Raw genomic sequence first — 14,822 nt, 5'->3', positions numbered from 1 at the left:
ATATACTATTAATAAGATTTAGTTTTTTTGAGTTTCCAATCTGGAAATTGATAGCACTCTTTTGAGATGTCCGATCCCTCTTCTTTTTCCAGTAAAAGGGTCTTTTTAAAAACGTTATTTTTCTTTTTTGTTAGTTCATTTACCAGAGACACAAAATTCTCATTACCAAATAACCCTTTGTAAATTACGTCCCATTCCCAGCCTGGATGGAACTCTTCAGCTGCCTGAAATGCTTTAGATTTTGATAAATCCGAACATTTTTCAAGGGGTTCTGGATCGTTTAATTTAAGACCTTCGGAGGCCTCAATTAACTGGATTAATTGAAAAGGAAGTTGGTCTCTGTATTTTTCATGATCGCAAAAAGCCAATATGCCCAGGCTTCTTTTCATATATTCTAATGCGTAATAGCCCCCTGGTCTGGTCATCCATTCGATGAATAAACGGGCCTCTTTTAGGTGTTTTGTCTGGCTGCTGATCCATATTTTATTTTCGGTATTTCTATTCGAAATAGCCCCATGAGGTTTATGATCAGGATAGGGCGGACGGCTAATTTGTATGGAATCTGTATTCAGGTTCATCTTGGATTTGAGTACATTAGGAAAATAACTACTATCAAATATAAAAGCAGCATTACCAGTGCCAAACTCCCTTCTGGCTTTGGCATTATCATAAAAACCCGGCATAACCAGATTGAGGTCATAAAGTTTCTTAATAAAATTAAAAGCTTGAATTAAATCTGGATTATCAATTGCAAACCGTCCTTTCTGATAATCAAAAAACTGATCAGTTTTGATAGCACCTGCTAGTGAAATCCAGGTATTCCGTATGCCAATAGCTGTCTTCATTGGTATCACTAATGGGTAAATTTCTGTGTTCTGTTTTATTTTTTCACACATTTCAACAATGGCTTCCATGTTTTAGGAATAAATTCCTCATCTATTCCTGTTTTTTTAACACTGCAGTGTTGCGAACATATAACCAGTACCTCTGATTTTTCCATTTGTGTATGGAGAACCATAAACGCTATCATTATAAATGTTTAATTTTAATCAAGTTAATGTTCTAAAGTTTTTGGTTATTTATATTCTGCGTTAACTAAAGTAAATAATAGCTAAAAATGAAATTATAATTATCGAAATAAGAATAATCTCTATTAAGAAGCTTTTAATTTTATTTTTCATTGTTCAAATGTAGCTTAACCGTTAAAACTAGAAGTCCTAAAAAAGGGGTAAAATCATCCAGATCCTTTACACGATTGACTATAATGAGAAGTGTTTATTTTTTTTTTAGAAGTCTGAAAACTTATTAGAATATTGAGAAGGTGTTTCTCCATATTTTTTAAAGAAGCATTTGCTGAAATATTTAGGGCTTTTGAAACCAACCTTATAACTCACTTCAGAAATGTTTATTTTTCCTTGTTCTAATAATTGTGCAGCCCGTTTCATTCTAAAATGTTGAATAAAATCATTCGGTGTAAAGTTATTCCATGCTTTTATTTTAATGAACAACATGGTTCTACTAACACCTAATTCTGAACAGAAGAAAGGAATATTGAATTCTTCATTAGAAATATTATCTTCAATAATACTTAGTGCTTTTTTATATAGTTTCTCATCTAAAGAAGAAATAATTACTTCATTAGAAAAGATAGCCTCTTCTCCACTAAATTTTTCTTTTAATCTGTTAGATGATTTAAGTAAGTTCTGTATTCTTATTTTAAATTCGGTTATGTTAAAAGGTTTACTAATATAATCATCTGCACCACTTTCTAAACCTTCTAATTTGTATATTAAGGAAGATCTAGATGTTAATAATATAATAGGAATATGACTGGTTTTAATGTTATTTTTAATTTCTGAACACAATTCTGTACCCACCATAACAGGCATCACAACATCACTAACAATAAGGTTTGGTAAATGTTTAATTGCCATTTTTAAGCCAATTTTACCATTCTCAGCTTCTAAGATATTGTAATTTTCTTTTAACAAACCTTTCATAAATTTACGAAGCGGTTTGTTGTCTTCTACCAAAATAATGGTCGCTTTTTCAGCATCTATTATTTTATCTGTCAATTCATCTTCAATTATTACAGGAGTTAGATTTTGTTGATTTACATATTGAGAAATGTCATCACTAAATTTAAAATCTTTTATAATTTCATCTTCGTTTAAATGTTCTTTTCCTAAAGGAAGTATAACATTAAAAACAGAGCCTATATCATTTTCATTATTTTGTACTTCAATTTGTCCTTTATGTAATTTAACAATATTTTTTGCAATAGACAGACCAATTCCTGTGCCTTTATTGTAACTGTCTGATTTATTATTGCTGCTATTTATTTCAAAAAATCGATCAAATATTTTCTCTTGATTTTCTTTTGAAATTCCAATACCAGCATCTTCAACAGAAATTATAATTGCTCCATTTTCTTGTGCTACTCTAAAGTTTATGACCCCGTTTTTAGGCGTATATCTAAATGCATTTGATATTAAATTATAGAAAACACGTTCTAATTTATAGCGATCATAATAGACTAAAATTTCATCTTCTGCTGTATGAAAATTATATTCATAACCCCCATATTTTGCAAATTCTGTAAATGAGAGAAAGATTTCTCTTAAAAACTTTACAATGTTTCCTTCGGCAGCTTCTAGTTTAAAAAGATTTTCTTCTAACTTTCTAAAATCCATCAACCTATTAATTAATTGTAATAAATATTTTGCACTATTATCTACAATTAATAATTTTTTATACATTTTACTACTGCCATTGTAGTCTGTTAAAATCTGTTGTAATGGCCCTAGTATTAATGTTAATGGAGTTCTAAATTCGTGAGAAATATTGGTAAAAAACTCTAGTTTTGCTTTGTTATTTTCTTCTATTTTTTTACTTTCTAAATATTCTAAATCTAACTCATGCTTTAAACGTGCTTTCGATTTTTGAATTGAAATTAAAAATTTAATTGCAGTACCTATTGCAAGCGAATACAATAGAAAAGCCCACCAACTGCGCCAAGGCGCAGGATGCACTTTTATTTTTAAAGTGGTTGGTGTCTCGTTCCAAACACCATGACTATTAGCACCTTTTACTTCGAAAGTATAGTCTCCCGAATTCTGAATTGTATAATTCGCAGTATTTTCTGAGGTGTAAGTCCATTCTTCTTCTAATCCTTTTAACCGAAATTGATACGAATTATTTTCTGAATTTATAAAACTTGGAATTGCGAATGTAATAGAGAAATTTCCTTCTTCATAATTTAAGGAAATATTATCTGTAAATCCAATAGTTTTTTCTAAAATAGGGTTTACACTATTTAATTTTAGAGATTTATTCTTTATCTTGAAATCTGTAATTAAAACTTGTGGAGCATATTTGTTTATGGTGAAATTATTGGTATTAAAAGAAGTAATTCCATTTGGGCCACCAAAATAAAATTGAGAATCTTTAATTTTTAAACTCGCGTTGTCATTAAATTCATTACTAATTAAGCCGTCTTTTTCGTTGTAAATAATGCTATTTTTTTGTTCAATACTGTATTTAATAATTCCTTCATTAGTGCTTATCCATAAGTTTTTGTTGGCATCTTCTAGAATGCTATGAATATTAGAAACGGGGTTTTTTTTATCTGTAAGAGGTACCTTAAGAAATATTTCTCCATCTAATTTATGGAGTCCTTTTGCTTTAGTACCTGCCCAGATAGCGTTATTTGTATCTTCAAAAACACCAGTAATATCATCACCAGATTCCACATTATTTTCATAAAAATACCGTTTAATTTCGTTGTTTTTGGATATTTTATTTAAACCTATTTGTGTACTTACCCAAACATTGTTTTTAGAATCTATGGTAATTGATCTTACTAAGTTATTTGACAAAGAATTATCATCTATTTTATTATTTTCAATAATTCTAAACGTTTTTTCTAAGGGGTTATAGTGAATTACTCCTAAACCAAAAGTTCCAATCCAAAGTGTATTTTCTTGATCTTTTTCTATAGAATAAACTCCTGTTTCACTTAATAATTCACGAATTTTTTTGTTTCCTTATCATTTTTAAAGGTATTATTTTCTATATCAAAAATTGCAATTCCTTTATTAAAAGTTCCAATCCAAAGTTCACTTTTGTTAACAAAAAGTGATTTTACATTGGTGTCTGGAAGTAAATATTTTAGCTCATTCGTTTTGGTGTCAAAAATATTTATTCCTTTTCCCTCGGTACCTATGAAAAGTTTTTTTTCGTAATTTTCTATAGAACTTACAACATTATAACTTAATTTCTTTGTGTTACCAGCTTCAGAAAAATTTATGAAGTTTACATTTTCATCATCCCAAATATTAAGTCCTCCATAATAAGTACCAATCCAAATAGAACCTTTTTTATCCTTCAAAATAGATTTTATACTATTTTTACTTAAACTTTTAGAGTTATTTTTTTGATTTTTTAAAGTGCGTAATTTTTTCTTTTTATCAAGAATATGTAATCCATTATAAGTTCCAATCCAAAGTGCCTCTTTATCATCAAAAACAAGTTGTCTTATATCTTTTGAAACTTCATTTTGAAGGTTTTCTGGCAAATATTTTTCAATTTTATTTTTGGTAGTGTTAAAAAATAAGACACCATTATTTTTTGATGCAATTAAGAGTTTGTTCCCTCTACTTTCTGATAAGTCTTGAATGCTTAAAGGAGAGAAATTATCATTTAAAGTGGTGTAATTTTTAAAAACATAATAACCGTTTTTATTGTTACTAAATTTACTTAAACCAGAGGTGGTACCAATCCAGATTGTTTGATCTTTCGTTTCTAAAATAGATAGAATATGATTTCCAGAAATGCTTTGCGAACTCTTTATTTGATGAAAAACATTAGTGAAAGAGTCTTTGGTTTTATTATAAATGGAAAGTCCGTTTGAAGTTCCAATCCAGATTTCTCCATTAGACATTTCTTTAATTGCCCAAATGGTATTATTGCTTAAAGAATTACTTTTGTTGTTATGAAAATAGTTGGTAAACGTATTTGTCTTTGGGTCGTATTTATTCAATCCATTATAAGTTCCAACCCAAATAAACCCATCTTTATCTTCTAAAATTGATAAAATATCATTGTTACTTATAGAAGTTTTATCCTCTGCAATATTTCTATAAATAGTAAAAGAATTGCCATCATATTTATTTAAACCATCTCTAGTTCCAAACCACATTTGGCCCAATTTATCTTGCTGAATTGCAATTACAGAGCTTTGAGACAATCCTTTTGAAGTAGAAACATGATTAAATTGAATTTCTGGTGCTTGAGAAAAGACAGCGTTATAACTAGCAACACAAAAGATTAGTAAGAAGAATTGTTTTAAATTCATAAAAGAGGAATCGTAAAAATTAGAGCGTTAAAAGATAACTATTTTTTTAATCTTTTATTTAATTGATAGATTTATAATGACGGAATGTCTTTTAATTTAGTATTTGTCATCTCAATATAAGGACTTGGACCATATTCAATTTTAAAAGTATGATTACCATGAACACCAATTAACCTTGCAAAAGGACCATCTTTCATTCCGTTTAAAAGCACAGGAGCTCTGTTTTCTAAACCACTTAACAAATTAACATTAATGTTCCAAAAAGCACTATAAGAAGCATGGGGAGGTTTCCAGTATCCTGGACTACCACAAGTAAAAAGAGGATAACTTCTATCTTCATTTGGGGTTAAATGCACTGTAATATTATCAAATAAATTTTGTTGATTTGCGCCAGAATGTTGATCTAAAACAGGCTTTACAAAAACTTCGCAATTTAAATACACATTTTTAGTAGAAAACGTATTAAAACTCAACGGATGTTCAGCCTCATTATACACTTTAATATTTTCTGCTAAAACATTATGGACCCCAGCCATTGCAACCGTGTAATGTGCAAAATTTGTGCCTTGTGTTGTAATATTTTTGATGGTTACGTTGGCAATTTCTTCGGTTAAAATTCCGCTATCTGCATTTTCAATCACTACATCTTTTACCCAACTATTAAAAATACGTGTTAAAAAAATTCCGTTATTCCCAGGCTCTACGTGATGCGCCACTCTCGGACTTTCAGGAAACGTTAACTTTAGATGCTCTATACCTACTTCTTCTAAATGTTTCCATTCAGTAATTTGTGCTTTATAGGTTGGTTTAATATCTATAGTTAAAGGCGATTTTATGGTAACAATATTATTTTTAACAGAAGTAACGACCACTTGTTGATTCACCAAAGGTAAATCCGGGAAATTCCAATGATGAGCACCAATTTTCACATCAGCACCTTTGTACATCTCTTTAATAATTTCAGCAGTTTCTCCATCTTTATTAAATAATTGTAGCACAACAACATCCCCTTTTTTAAGTCCTTTTACATTTTTAACTTTCAATGTAAATGCTCCTTTTTTACCCTCTAAAACATTGGCTAAAACGTTGTAAGGCTTTTCATATTTTTGAAGATAAGACTTTACACGAACTCCAGGAATTCGCGTCCAAATAAAACCACCAGACCAAGCATATTGCGAAAAAGGCAAATCAATATTATTTTCTTTTTCACGTTGCCTTTTGTCAAATTGAATCAAGTATTCTCGTAGTTCTTGTAAACTTTTAGGATCTTTAGCATACATTAAAGGTCTTGGAAAATAAATTTCAGAACCCAATTTACCCGTTCCAGCGCCGCGTAAAACAAAATTGCTTCTCTCTATATAAATAATTTCACTTAAAATAATTCTACCAACTGGCAATTGTAAAATTACATTTCCTACCACTTTATTTGCTGCGTTTATTGCTTTTATTAAATTTTTAGAATCATCTAAAAGATCATTAGCAATGACTCCATAATCGGTTGCTAAAATTACTTTACCAGTAGTAACCGGAATTTCTTTTTCCCAAATTGATATCCAGCATAGCTAAAATCTGGCATATAATTTTTTGTTATAGTTTCTCTCTCAGAAATTATTTTTGGAATTTCTTGAGCGTTTAAAAAGCCGAGGAAATTTAAAATTAGTACAGTAAAAAGAAATGATTTTTTATAATTCATAATGGATTAATTTCTATTTATTTAAAAGGTGTGTACTGCGTAAAAATAGAAATAAAGAAGGTGCTTATAGTTCAAAATAAGTCTACTATCGTCTGTTTTATATTATTTAGGATAGTTTTCGTTCTCAAACAACTTTTGATTTAAATCAGGATAAATTACATTTTCTTTTATGAGAATATCAATAGGAAGGTAAATTTTAGCAGCTATATTTTTTTTAAACTTTAGTTGATCTGCAATTAAACGAATGGCTTCGTAGCCTTGTTCAAAAGGTTTTTGAGAAATTAAAAAGGCAATAGAATCGTCTTTTAGCAATTCAATATTTTTATCAATATTATCAAAACCAATCAATTTTAAATCTTTTAATTGCTCTTCGGAGAAACATGCTACAATTTTCGAAATTCTACTTGATGGCACAAAAATACCTTTTATAGACTTGTTTTTTTCTAAAAAAGTTTTGATTATTTTTCTATTAGAACTTACATCCGCAAAATTATCTATCGTTAATTTTGTAACGGTATTCTTTAATTTATTTTCTGTAAAATAGTTTTCGTAACCTTGAATTCTAGAAGAAATTGTTTGATTTTTTACTTGATTTTTAGTTTTAATTATTAAGGTTGATCTGTTTTCTGGAATGCTTAAATTCATTAATTTCCCAGCTATAAATCCAGCATTGTAAGCATCTTGACCTATAAAACGAACATCATCAAAGCCTAAAGGTTCTATGTTCAAAAAATAACATTCAATGTCTAATGCTTTTAATTGATTTAGTATTTTTTTTGTTTTTTCAATAAAAAAAGGAACTAATAAAACAGCGCTTGGTTTTGTAGCAATTAATTTAGTAAAAGCATCAATATATGAACTAGGTTCAGATGGTTTAAACGAATAGTGATCTACCCGTATACCAGTATTTTTAACTTCACTGCTTGCTTTTAGAATTCCAAAGTATGGAGATTTCCAAAATATATCTTCGTCTGTAAATTCTGGAATTAAAACGCCAATGCTAAAATTAGTTTGCATCGCCAATGCACTGGCAACTGGATTTTGAATAAAATTTCTTTCTTGTAAAATTTTCTTAATTTTTTCTTCCGTTTTTTTCGAAACACCACCTCTGTTATGTAGCACTCTATCAACCGTTCCTTCAGATACATTTGCTTCTAAGGCAATATCTTTTATTCTTAACATGTTATTTATTTAGTTTACTCGAAAAATAATAAAGCAATAAAAATAAATAAAAATAGTGTGCGTACACTATTTTTATTTATATATTTACGTTTGCGTACACGAAATTAACAAAATAGGTATTATAATTATGAATAAAACAATCGTATTAACAGGAGCAGGAGGCGTTTTATGTAGCACTTTAGCGCTGGCATTTGCAAAACAAAGGAACAAGGTTGCTGTTTTAGATTTAAGAAAAGATGCCGCAGATAAAGTAGCAGATAAAATTAATAAAGCAGGCGGCCAAGCAATTGGTGTTGCTGCAAATGTGTTAGAAAAAGACTCTTTACTCGCAGCAAAAAAAGTAATAAATGATGCTTTTGGTAAGGTTGATATTTTAGTAAATGGCGCAGGAGGAAACCATCCTTTAGGCACAACGTCCAATCCGTATTTAGAGGCTGCAGATTTAGCGAATAAAACAGAAGGTTTTAAAACTTTTTTTGATTTAGATGTAAACGGAATTCAGTTTACATTCAACTTAAATTTTATAGGGACCTTGTTGCCAACGCAAGTTTTTGCAACAGATATGGTTGGAAGAGAAGGATGTAATATTTTAAATATTTCATCCATGAATGCGTTCACACCTTTAACTAAAATCCCAGCTTATAGTGGTGCAAAAGCAGCTGTTTCTAATTTTACACAATGGTTAGCCGTTCACTTTTCTAAAGTAGGAATTCGTGTTAATGCTCTGGCGCCTGGTTTTTTCTTAACAGATCAGAACCGTACTTTATTAACAAATGAAGATAGCAGTCTAACCCAGCGTGGTCAACAGATTATAGATCAAACCCCTATGGGGCGTTATGGAGAGCCAGAAGATTTAGTAGGTACCACTTTGTGGTTATGTGGCGAAGGAGCAAAATTTGTAACAGGAGTTGTAGTGCCAATTGATGGTGGATTTGCAGCATATAGTGGCGTATAAAAAAGAAATAAAATGAGAGGAAATTTAGAACAAACTTGGCGTTGGTATGGACCAAAAGATCCAGTTTCCCTATTAGATGTAAAACAATCTGGCGCTACGGGTGTAGTTTCTGCGTTACATCATATTCCAAATGGAGAAATTTGGACCGTTGAAGAAATTCAAAAGAGAAAAGATATTATAGAAAACATTGGATTAACATGGTCTGTAGTAGAATCTGTGCCAATTCATGAAAATATTAAGACGAAATCTGGAGATTGTCAATTGTACATAGATAATTACAAGCAAACGTTAACTAATCTTGGAAAATGTGGAATTGATATTGTATGCTATAACTTTATGCCAGTTTTAGATTGGACACGTACTAATCTTGATTATGAGGTCGACGATAAATCTACTGCATTACGTTTTGAAGCGAATGCATTTGCTGCTTTTGATTTGTTACTATTAAAGCGCACCGATGCAGAAAATGATTACACGCACGAACAAAAAGAAGCCGCAAAAAACTATTTAAAAAATACATCAGATTTAGAACAAAAAATAATAATAAAAAATATTATAGCTGGTTTACCTGGTGCTGAAGAAGGCTATACTCTAAAAGAATTCAATACCGTTTTAGCAACCTATAACAACATAGGACCTAAAGAACTAAAAGCGAACCTGTTTTCATTTCTCTCGGAAATTATTCCTTCAGCTGAAAAGGCTGGAATTTTAATGTGTATACATCCAGATGATCCACCATTTCCAATTCTTGGTTTGCCAAGAGTTGTGAGTACAGAACAAGATATTGTCGATTTGTATGAGGCTGTAAAAAGTCCTAATAATGGATTAACATTCTGTACTGGTTCTTTTGGAGTTAGAGCAGATAATGATTTACCAGGAATGGTAGAACGTTTAGGCGATCGAATTCACTTTATACATTTACGCAGTACTAAAAGTGACGCAGAAGGGAACTTCCACGAAGCAGATCATTTAGATGGTGATGTGGATATGTATTCCGTAATGAAAGCACTAGTTTTAGAACAGCAAAAACGAATTGCTGCTGGAAGACAAGATTTTAGAATGCCATTTAGACCAGATCATGGTCACAAGATGTTAGATGATTTACAAAAGAAAACAAATCCTGGATATTCAGGGATTGGACGTTTGCGGGGATTAGCCGAGTTACGGGGTTTAGAGCTTGGTATTAGACGTTCATTATAAATTAACAAAAATAAAAAATATGTCAACAAGTTTCGAAACAAGATATGCTTCAAGTCCGCAAGAAGTTAAAAAATTAGATACACAAGAATTAAGAGATGAGTTTTTAATTCCTGACTTAATGGAAGCAGGAAAAATAAAATTGACCTATACACATTATGATAGATATATTGCTGGAGGAGCTGTACCAAAGACTCCTTTAACTTTAGAAACGATTGCTCCTTTAAAAGCAGATTATTTTTTAGAAAGAAGAGAAATGGGAATCATTAATGCTGGCGGAAGTGGAAGTATTTCTGTGGATGGTGCAATTTTTAAAATGAATCATAAAGATGCATTATACATTGGTAAAGGTGCAAAAGAAGTAGTTTTTACAAGTGATGATGGAAAGAATCCTTCTAAATTTTATATCAATTCGGCCCCAGCGCATACTGCATATCCAACAAAACATGTTACAAAAGAGGCTGCTAATAAAATTGAATTAGGAAGTTTAGAAACTGCCAATCATAGAACTGTAAACCAAATGATTATTGGCGGAATTGTAACAACTTGTCAATTACAAATGGGAATGACAGAGTTAAAAACAGGTTCTGTTTGGAACACAATGCCTGCACATGTGCATGATAGAAGAATGGAAGTGTATTATTATTTAGACATACCACAAGAACAAGCAGTTTGTCATTTTATGGGTCAACCGCAAGAAACGCGTCATATTTGGATGCACAATCATCAAGCTGTAATTTCACCACCTTGGTCAATTCACTCGGGTTCAGGAACTTCAAGCTATACCTTTATTTGGGGAATGGCAGGAGAGAATTTAGATTATAACGACATGGATGTTGCAAAAATTACAGATTTAAGATAAAAAATATGTCACAAACATTATTTGATATTCAAGGAAAAGTTGCTTTAGTTACGGGTTCTACCCATGGTTTAGGAATGTCTATGGCAATGGGTCTGGGAAAAGCGGGTGCAACGATTGTTGTGAACGGAAATTCATCACAAGAAAAAATAGACAACGCAGTTGCTGCTTATAAAAAGGAAGGAGTTAACGCTGTTGGTTATAAATTTAATGTTGCTGATGAAGCGCAGGTAATTGCTGCTATCAAAAAGATTGAAAACGAAGTTGGTGTGATTGATATTTTAATTAATAATGCAGGGATCATCAAAAGAACGCCATTGGCGGAAATGGAAGTTGCCGATTTTAAACAAGTGATTGATATCGACTTGATAAGTCCTTTTATTGTGTCAAAACATGTTGTAAAAGGAATGATGGAGCGCAAATCAGGAAAAATCATCAATATTTGTTCGATGATGAGCCAATTAGGTAGAAATACGGTTGGTGCGTATGCAGCAGCAAAAGGAGGATTGGTGATGTTAACCAAGAATATGGCAACAGAATGGGCACGTTTTAATATTCAAGTAAACGGAATTGGTCCTGGTTATTTTGCAACTTCACAAACAGCTCCAATTAGAGTAGAAGGCCATCCATTTAACGATTTTATTGTGAACAGAACACCAGCAAAAAAATGGGGAGACCCAAATGATTTAGCAGGAGCAGCAATTTTCTTATCCTCTAAAGCAAGTGATTTTGTAAACGGACATATTTTATATGTTGATGGTGGAATTCTAGCAACGATTGGTAAACCTTCAAATGAAGAATAAATAAATAAATAATTCGCAAGGTTTATATGTTGAGCTTGTTTCAGTTTCAAAACATCCTGCAAGGTTTCAAAAGTTTTGTAGGTATACATAAGTAATCATACCTGAAAGGTCAAAAACAGACCTTGCAGGAAAAGAAAGTCAAATCAACCAAAATGAAAAAAATAATCTTCCTCTTTCTTACCACAACCTGTTTTATCAATTGTGATAAAAAAGTAGCAATCCTTTCCACTATTGAAGTGAGAAACACACTAAATATGGATAGAGAATTTGAAACTGTAGAAATTGATGTTTCAAATTTCACAGCTGATAATTATGTTATTTCTAAAGAAAATTCAGAAGAAAAAATCATTTTTCAATTGGTTGATACTAATTCAGATGGAAAAGATAATGTTTTATTGTTTCAACCAAAAATTAAAGCAAATTCGACAAATAAATATAATTTATCAATTTCAACTAAAATACAAGATTCAGTAACCACTTATTGTTATGCTCGTTTTGTGCCAGAAAGAACAGACGATTATGCCTGGGAAAATAATAGAGTAGCGTTTAGAACGTATGGACCAGTTGCACAAAAAATGGTGGAAGATGGCGTAAAAGGCGGTACTTTATCAAGCGGAATGGATGCTTGGTTAAAACGTGTGGAATATCCAATTATCAATAAATGGTATAAAGAAACCACGGAAGGTAAAGGTACTTATCATGAAGATACAGGCGAAGGTTTAGATAATTTTCATGTAGGCGTTAGCCGTGGGGTTGGTGGAATTGCTATAAAAACAGATACAACCTATCAATATTCTAAAAATTTTACTGATTACAAAACCATAACAAATGGCCCTATTAGAACAAGTTTTGTTTTAAATTATGAAGCTTGGGATGCGAACGGCAAACAAATTGAAGAAAGCAAACATATTTCTTTAGATTACGGACAAAATTTATCAAGATTTGAAATCCATATTTCAGAGACAGATACTATTTCTGCAGGTTTAACATTGCATAAAAAAGATGGAATAACATCTGAAGATAAAAACTGGATTAGTTATTGGGAACCTTTTGATGATTCAGAATTAGGGCAAGGTTTGGTGGCAAATAATGCTTATTTTATGAGTTCTGAAAAGTATGTTACTTCTAAAAAAGATGAGAGTAATTTCTATGCAAACTTGCGCGTTGTAAATAATAAAGTAATTTATTATGCAGGTTTCGGTTGGAAGAAAAGCAACCAATTTAAATCACAACAAGAATGGGAATCTTATTTAAGAGATTTTGCAATCAAAATTAAAAATCCGTTCCTAGTAACTCAAAACTAAATTTAGAAATATAATGATAAAAAAGTATCCATTTCTTAGTGTTTTTGCAATTACTTTTGCCTTGTTTTTATCGGGATGTACATCAGAAAAAACCACTAAAATTTTACGATTAGGGCACAGTTTAGATACCCAACATCCCGTACACAAAGCAATGGTTCTTTTAAGTGAAGAATTAAAAGAACGCTCTGGCGGAAAGTTACTTTTAAATATTTATCCGAGTAGTCAATTAGGCGGAGAAAGAGAGTGTTTAGAGCTATTGCAAATTGGTAGTTTAGACATTACCAAAGTTTCTGCTGCGGTTTTAGAGAACTTTATACCTGAATATAAAGTGTTTAGTATTCCTTATATGTTTAGAAACAAAGCACATACATTTAGTGTTTTTGATAGTGAAATTGGTGAAAAATTATTACTTCAAGGAGAAAAATTTAGATTAAGGGGTTTGACTTTCTATGATGCTGGAAGTAGAAGTTTTTACATGAAAGATAATCCGATTAATTCACCTTCAGATTTAAAAGGAAAAAAAATAAGAGTTCAAAAAAGTAATATGGCAGTTGCCATGGTGAATGATTTAGGAGGATCACCAACGCCAATTTCATTTGGAGAATTATACACTGCGTTGCAACAAGGAGTTGTAGACGGAGCAGAAAATAACCCACCAAGTTTTTTTACTTCAAAGCATTATGAGGTTTGTAAATATTATAGTTTGGACGAACATACAGCTGTGCCCGATGTTTTGTTAATTGGAACGGATACTTATGCAAGATTAAATGACCAACAAAAGAAATGGTTAAATGAAGCTGTAGAACAAAGTAAAATTGTGCAAAGAAAATTATGGGCTGCATCTGAAACGGAATCTTTAGCAGCTGTAAAAAAGGCAGGAGTCACCGTGGTTTATCCAGATAAAAAACCTTTTGAAGAACAAACCAAAGGCATTTTAGATCTATTTAAAGATGATGAAGTAATGCAGTCTTTAATACTTTCCATCAAAAACAAACAATAATGAGAGCGAAAATTGATAGTATATTAGAAAAGTCAGTACTTTTTGTGTTGGTATTAATGTTGTTTAGTGTTATTTGGCAAGTATTTTCAAGATTTATTATAAGAAACCCAAGTACTATTACTGATGAGATTTCAAGTTTCTCATTAATTTGGTTAGGTTTGTTAGGCGCAGCCTACGCAACAGGGCAACATTTGCATTTAGCAATTGATCTCATCCCAGAAAAAGTAGTGGCAAAAAAACAAAATTTATTTGATGGAATTGTCTATTTATCAGTAACTGCTTTCGCTTTTTTAGTGATGGTTATTGGCGGAATACGATTGTGTCAATTAAGTTTTCAATTCGGGCAAACATCAGCCACATTAGAGATTCCTTTAGGATTTATTTATATGGTACTTCCTATTTCCGGAATTTTAATTTGTTATTACAGTTTAGACACTTTTATCACTAATAGAAAATTACATAAAGCATAAAAT

Annotated in this window: 12 protein-coding genes; 7 read left to right on the top strand and 5 right to left on the bottom strand. The window is 31.1% G+C overall.

Annotation, left to right across the window (positions count from 1 at the left end; translation table 11 throughout):
- Positions 1-8: 8 nt before the first annotated feature.
- From BST83_RS00750 to BST83_RS00735, 5 genes are all read right to left on the bottom strand, one after another.
- Positions 9-914: an ABC transporter substrate-binding protein gene (locus tag BST83_RS00750; RefSeq protein ID WP_104808140.1), complete on the bottom strand. Its 906-nt coding sequence runs from the start codon at positions 912-914 to the stop codon at positions 9-11.
- A gap of 372 nt (positions 915-1,286) precedes the next feature.
- Complete coding sequence (locus tag BST83_RS20250; protein WP_240614583.1) at positions 1,287-3,878, bottom strand: hybrid sensor histidine kinase/response regulator transcription factor; 2,592 nt, start codon at positions 3,876-3,878, stop codon at positions 1,287-1,289.
- Positions 3,879-4,018: 140 nt separating this feature from the next.
- Entirely contained in the window at positions 4,019-5,356 is a 1,338-nt protein-coding gene (locus BST83_RS20245; protein ID WP_240614582.1) for a ligand-binding sensor domain-containing protein, read from the bottom strand.
- A gap of 71 nt (positions 5,357-5,427) precedes the next feature.
- Positions 5,428-6,777: a hypothetical protein gene (locus tag BST83_RS00740; protein WP_240614581.1), complete on the bottom strand. Its 1,350-nt coding sequence runs from the start codon at positions 6,775-6,777 to the stop codon at positions 5,428-5,430.
- Positions 6,778-7,151: 374 nt separating this feature from the next.
- Complete coding sequence (locus BST83_RS00735) at positions 7,152-8,231, bottom strand: substrate-binding domain-containing protein (protein ID WP_104808139.1); 1,080 nt, start codon at positions 8,229-8,231, stop codon at positions 7,152-7,154.
- A 127-nt stretch (positions 8,232-8,358) separates the two neighbouring features.
- On the opposite strand from BST83_RS00735, the gene BST83_RS00730 reads away from it, so the two are divergent.
- From BST83_RS00730 to BST83_RS00700, 7 genes are all read left to right on the top strand, one after another.
- Positions 8,359-9,186, top strand: a complete 828-nt coding sequence (locus BST83_RS00730; RefSeq protein ID WP_104808138.1) for an SDR family oxidoreductase — start codon at positions 8,359-8,361, stop codon at positions 9,184-9,186.
- Between the two features lie 12 nt (positions 9,187-9,198).
- Positions 9,199-10,386 carry a mannonate dehydratase gene (uxuA, locus tag BST83_RS00725; protein WP_104808137.1) on the top strand — a complete coding sequence of 396 codons (1,188 nt, stop codon included), beginning with the start codon at positions 9,199-9,201 and terminating at the stop codon, positions 10,384-10,386.
- A 19-nt stretch (positions 10,387-10,405) separates the two neighbouring features.
- Entirely contained in the window at positions 10,406-11,245 is an 840-nt protein-coding gene (gene kduI / locus BST83_RS00720) for a 5-dehydro-4-deoxy-D-glucuronate isomerase (protein ID WP_104808294.1), read from the top strand.
- Between the two features lie 5 nt (positions 11,246-11,250).
- Positions 11,251-12,045 carry a gluconate 5-dehydrogenase gene (locus BST83_RS00715; protein WP_104808136.1) on the top strand — a complete coding sequence of 265 codons (795 nt, stop codon included), beginning with the start codon at positions 11,251-11,253 and terminating at the stop codon, positions 12,043-12,045.
- Between the two features lie 152 nt (positions 12,046-12,197).
- A complete protein-coding gene (locus BST83_RS00710) occupies positions 12,198-13,349 on the top strand; it encodes a BT3233 family polysaccharide utilization protein (protein ID WP_104808135.1) in 1,152 nt (383 codons plus the stop codon).
- A gap of 13 nt (positions 13,350-13,362) precedes the next feature.
- A complete protein-coding gene (locus tag BST83_RS00705; RefSeq protein WP_104808134.1) occupies positions 13,363-14,349 on the top strand; it encodes a TRAP transporter substrate-binding protein in 987 nt (328 codons plus the stop codon).
- On the top strand, positions 14,349-14,819 hold the full coding sequence (locus BST83_RS00700) for a TRAP transporter small permease (protein WP_240614580.1): 471 nt from the start codon (positions 14,349-14,351) through the stop codon (positions 14,817-14,819). Before BST83_RS00705 ends, BST83_RS00700 begins: the two co-directional genes overlap by 1 nt.
- Positions 14,820-14,822 lie beyond the last annotated feature (3 nt).

It is taken from the genome of Polaribacter filamentus (genome assembly GCF_002943715.1).
Taxonomy (GTDB): domain Bacteria; phylum Bacteroidota; class Bacteroidia; order Flavobacteriales; family Flavobacteriaceae; genus Polaribacter; species Polaribacter filamentus.
The sequence above is the reverse complement of the archived record's forward strand: the minus strand, read 5'-3'. Positions and strand labels throughout refer to the sequence as shown.

What these genes read in the sequence shown, in the direction of transcription:
- BST83_RS00750 (WP_104808140.1), bottom strand. Translation starts at nt 914, where the DNA reads ATGGAAGCCATTGTTGAAATGTGTGAAAAAATAAAACAGAACACAGAA.
- BST83_RS20245 (WP_240614582.1), bottom strand. Translation starts at nt 5,356, where the DNA reads ATGAATTTAAAACAATTCTTCTTACTAATCTTTTGTGTTGCTAGTTAT.
- BST83_RS00735 (WP_104808139.1), bottom strand. Translation starts at nt 8,231, where the DNA reads ATGTTAAGAATAAAAGATATTGCCTTAGAAGCAAATGTATCTGAAGGA.
- BST83_RS00730 (WP_104808138.1), top strand. Translation starts at nt 8,359, where the DNA reads ATGAATAAAACAATCGTATTAACAGGAGCAGGAGGCGTTTTATGTAGC.
- uxuA (WP_104808137.1), top strand. Translation starts at nt 9,199, where the DNA reads ATGAGAGGAAATTTAGAACAAACTTGGCGTTGGTATGGACCAAAAGAT.
- kduI (WP_104808294.1), top strand. Translation starts at nt 10,406, where the DNA reads ATGTCAACAAGTTTCGAAACAAGATATGCTTCAAGTCCGCAAGAAGTT.
- BST83_RS00715 (WP_104808136.1), top strand. Translation starts at nt 11,251, where the DNA reads ATGTCACAAACATTATTTGATATTCAAGGAAAAGTTGCTTTAGTTACG.
- BST83_RS00710 (WP_104808135.1), top strand. Translation starts at nt 12,198, where the DNA reads ATGAAAAAAATAATCTTCCTCTTTCTTACCACAACCTGTTTTATCAAT.
- BST83_RS00705 (WP_104808134.1), top strand. Translation starts at nt 13,363, where the DNA reads ATGATAAAAAAGTATCCATTTCTTAGTGTTTTTGCAATTACTTTTGCC.
- BST83_RS00700 (WP_240614580.1), top strand. Translation starts at nt 14,349, where the DNA reads ATGAGAGCGAAAATTGATAGTATATTAGAAAAGTCAGTACTTTTTGTG.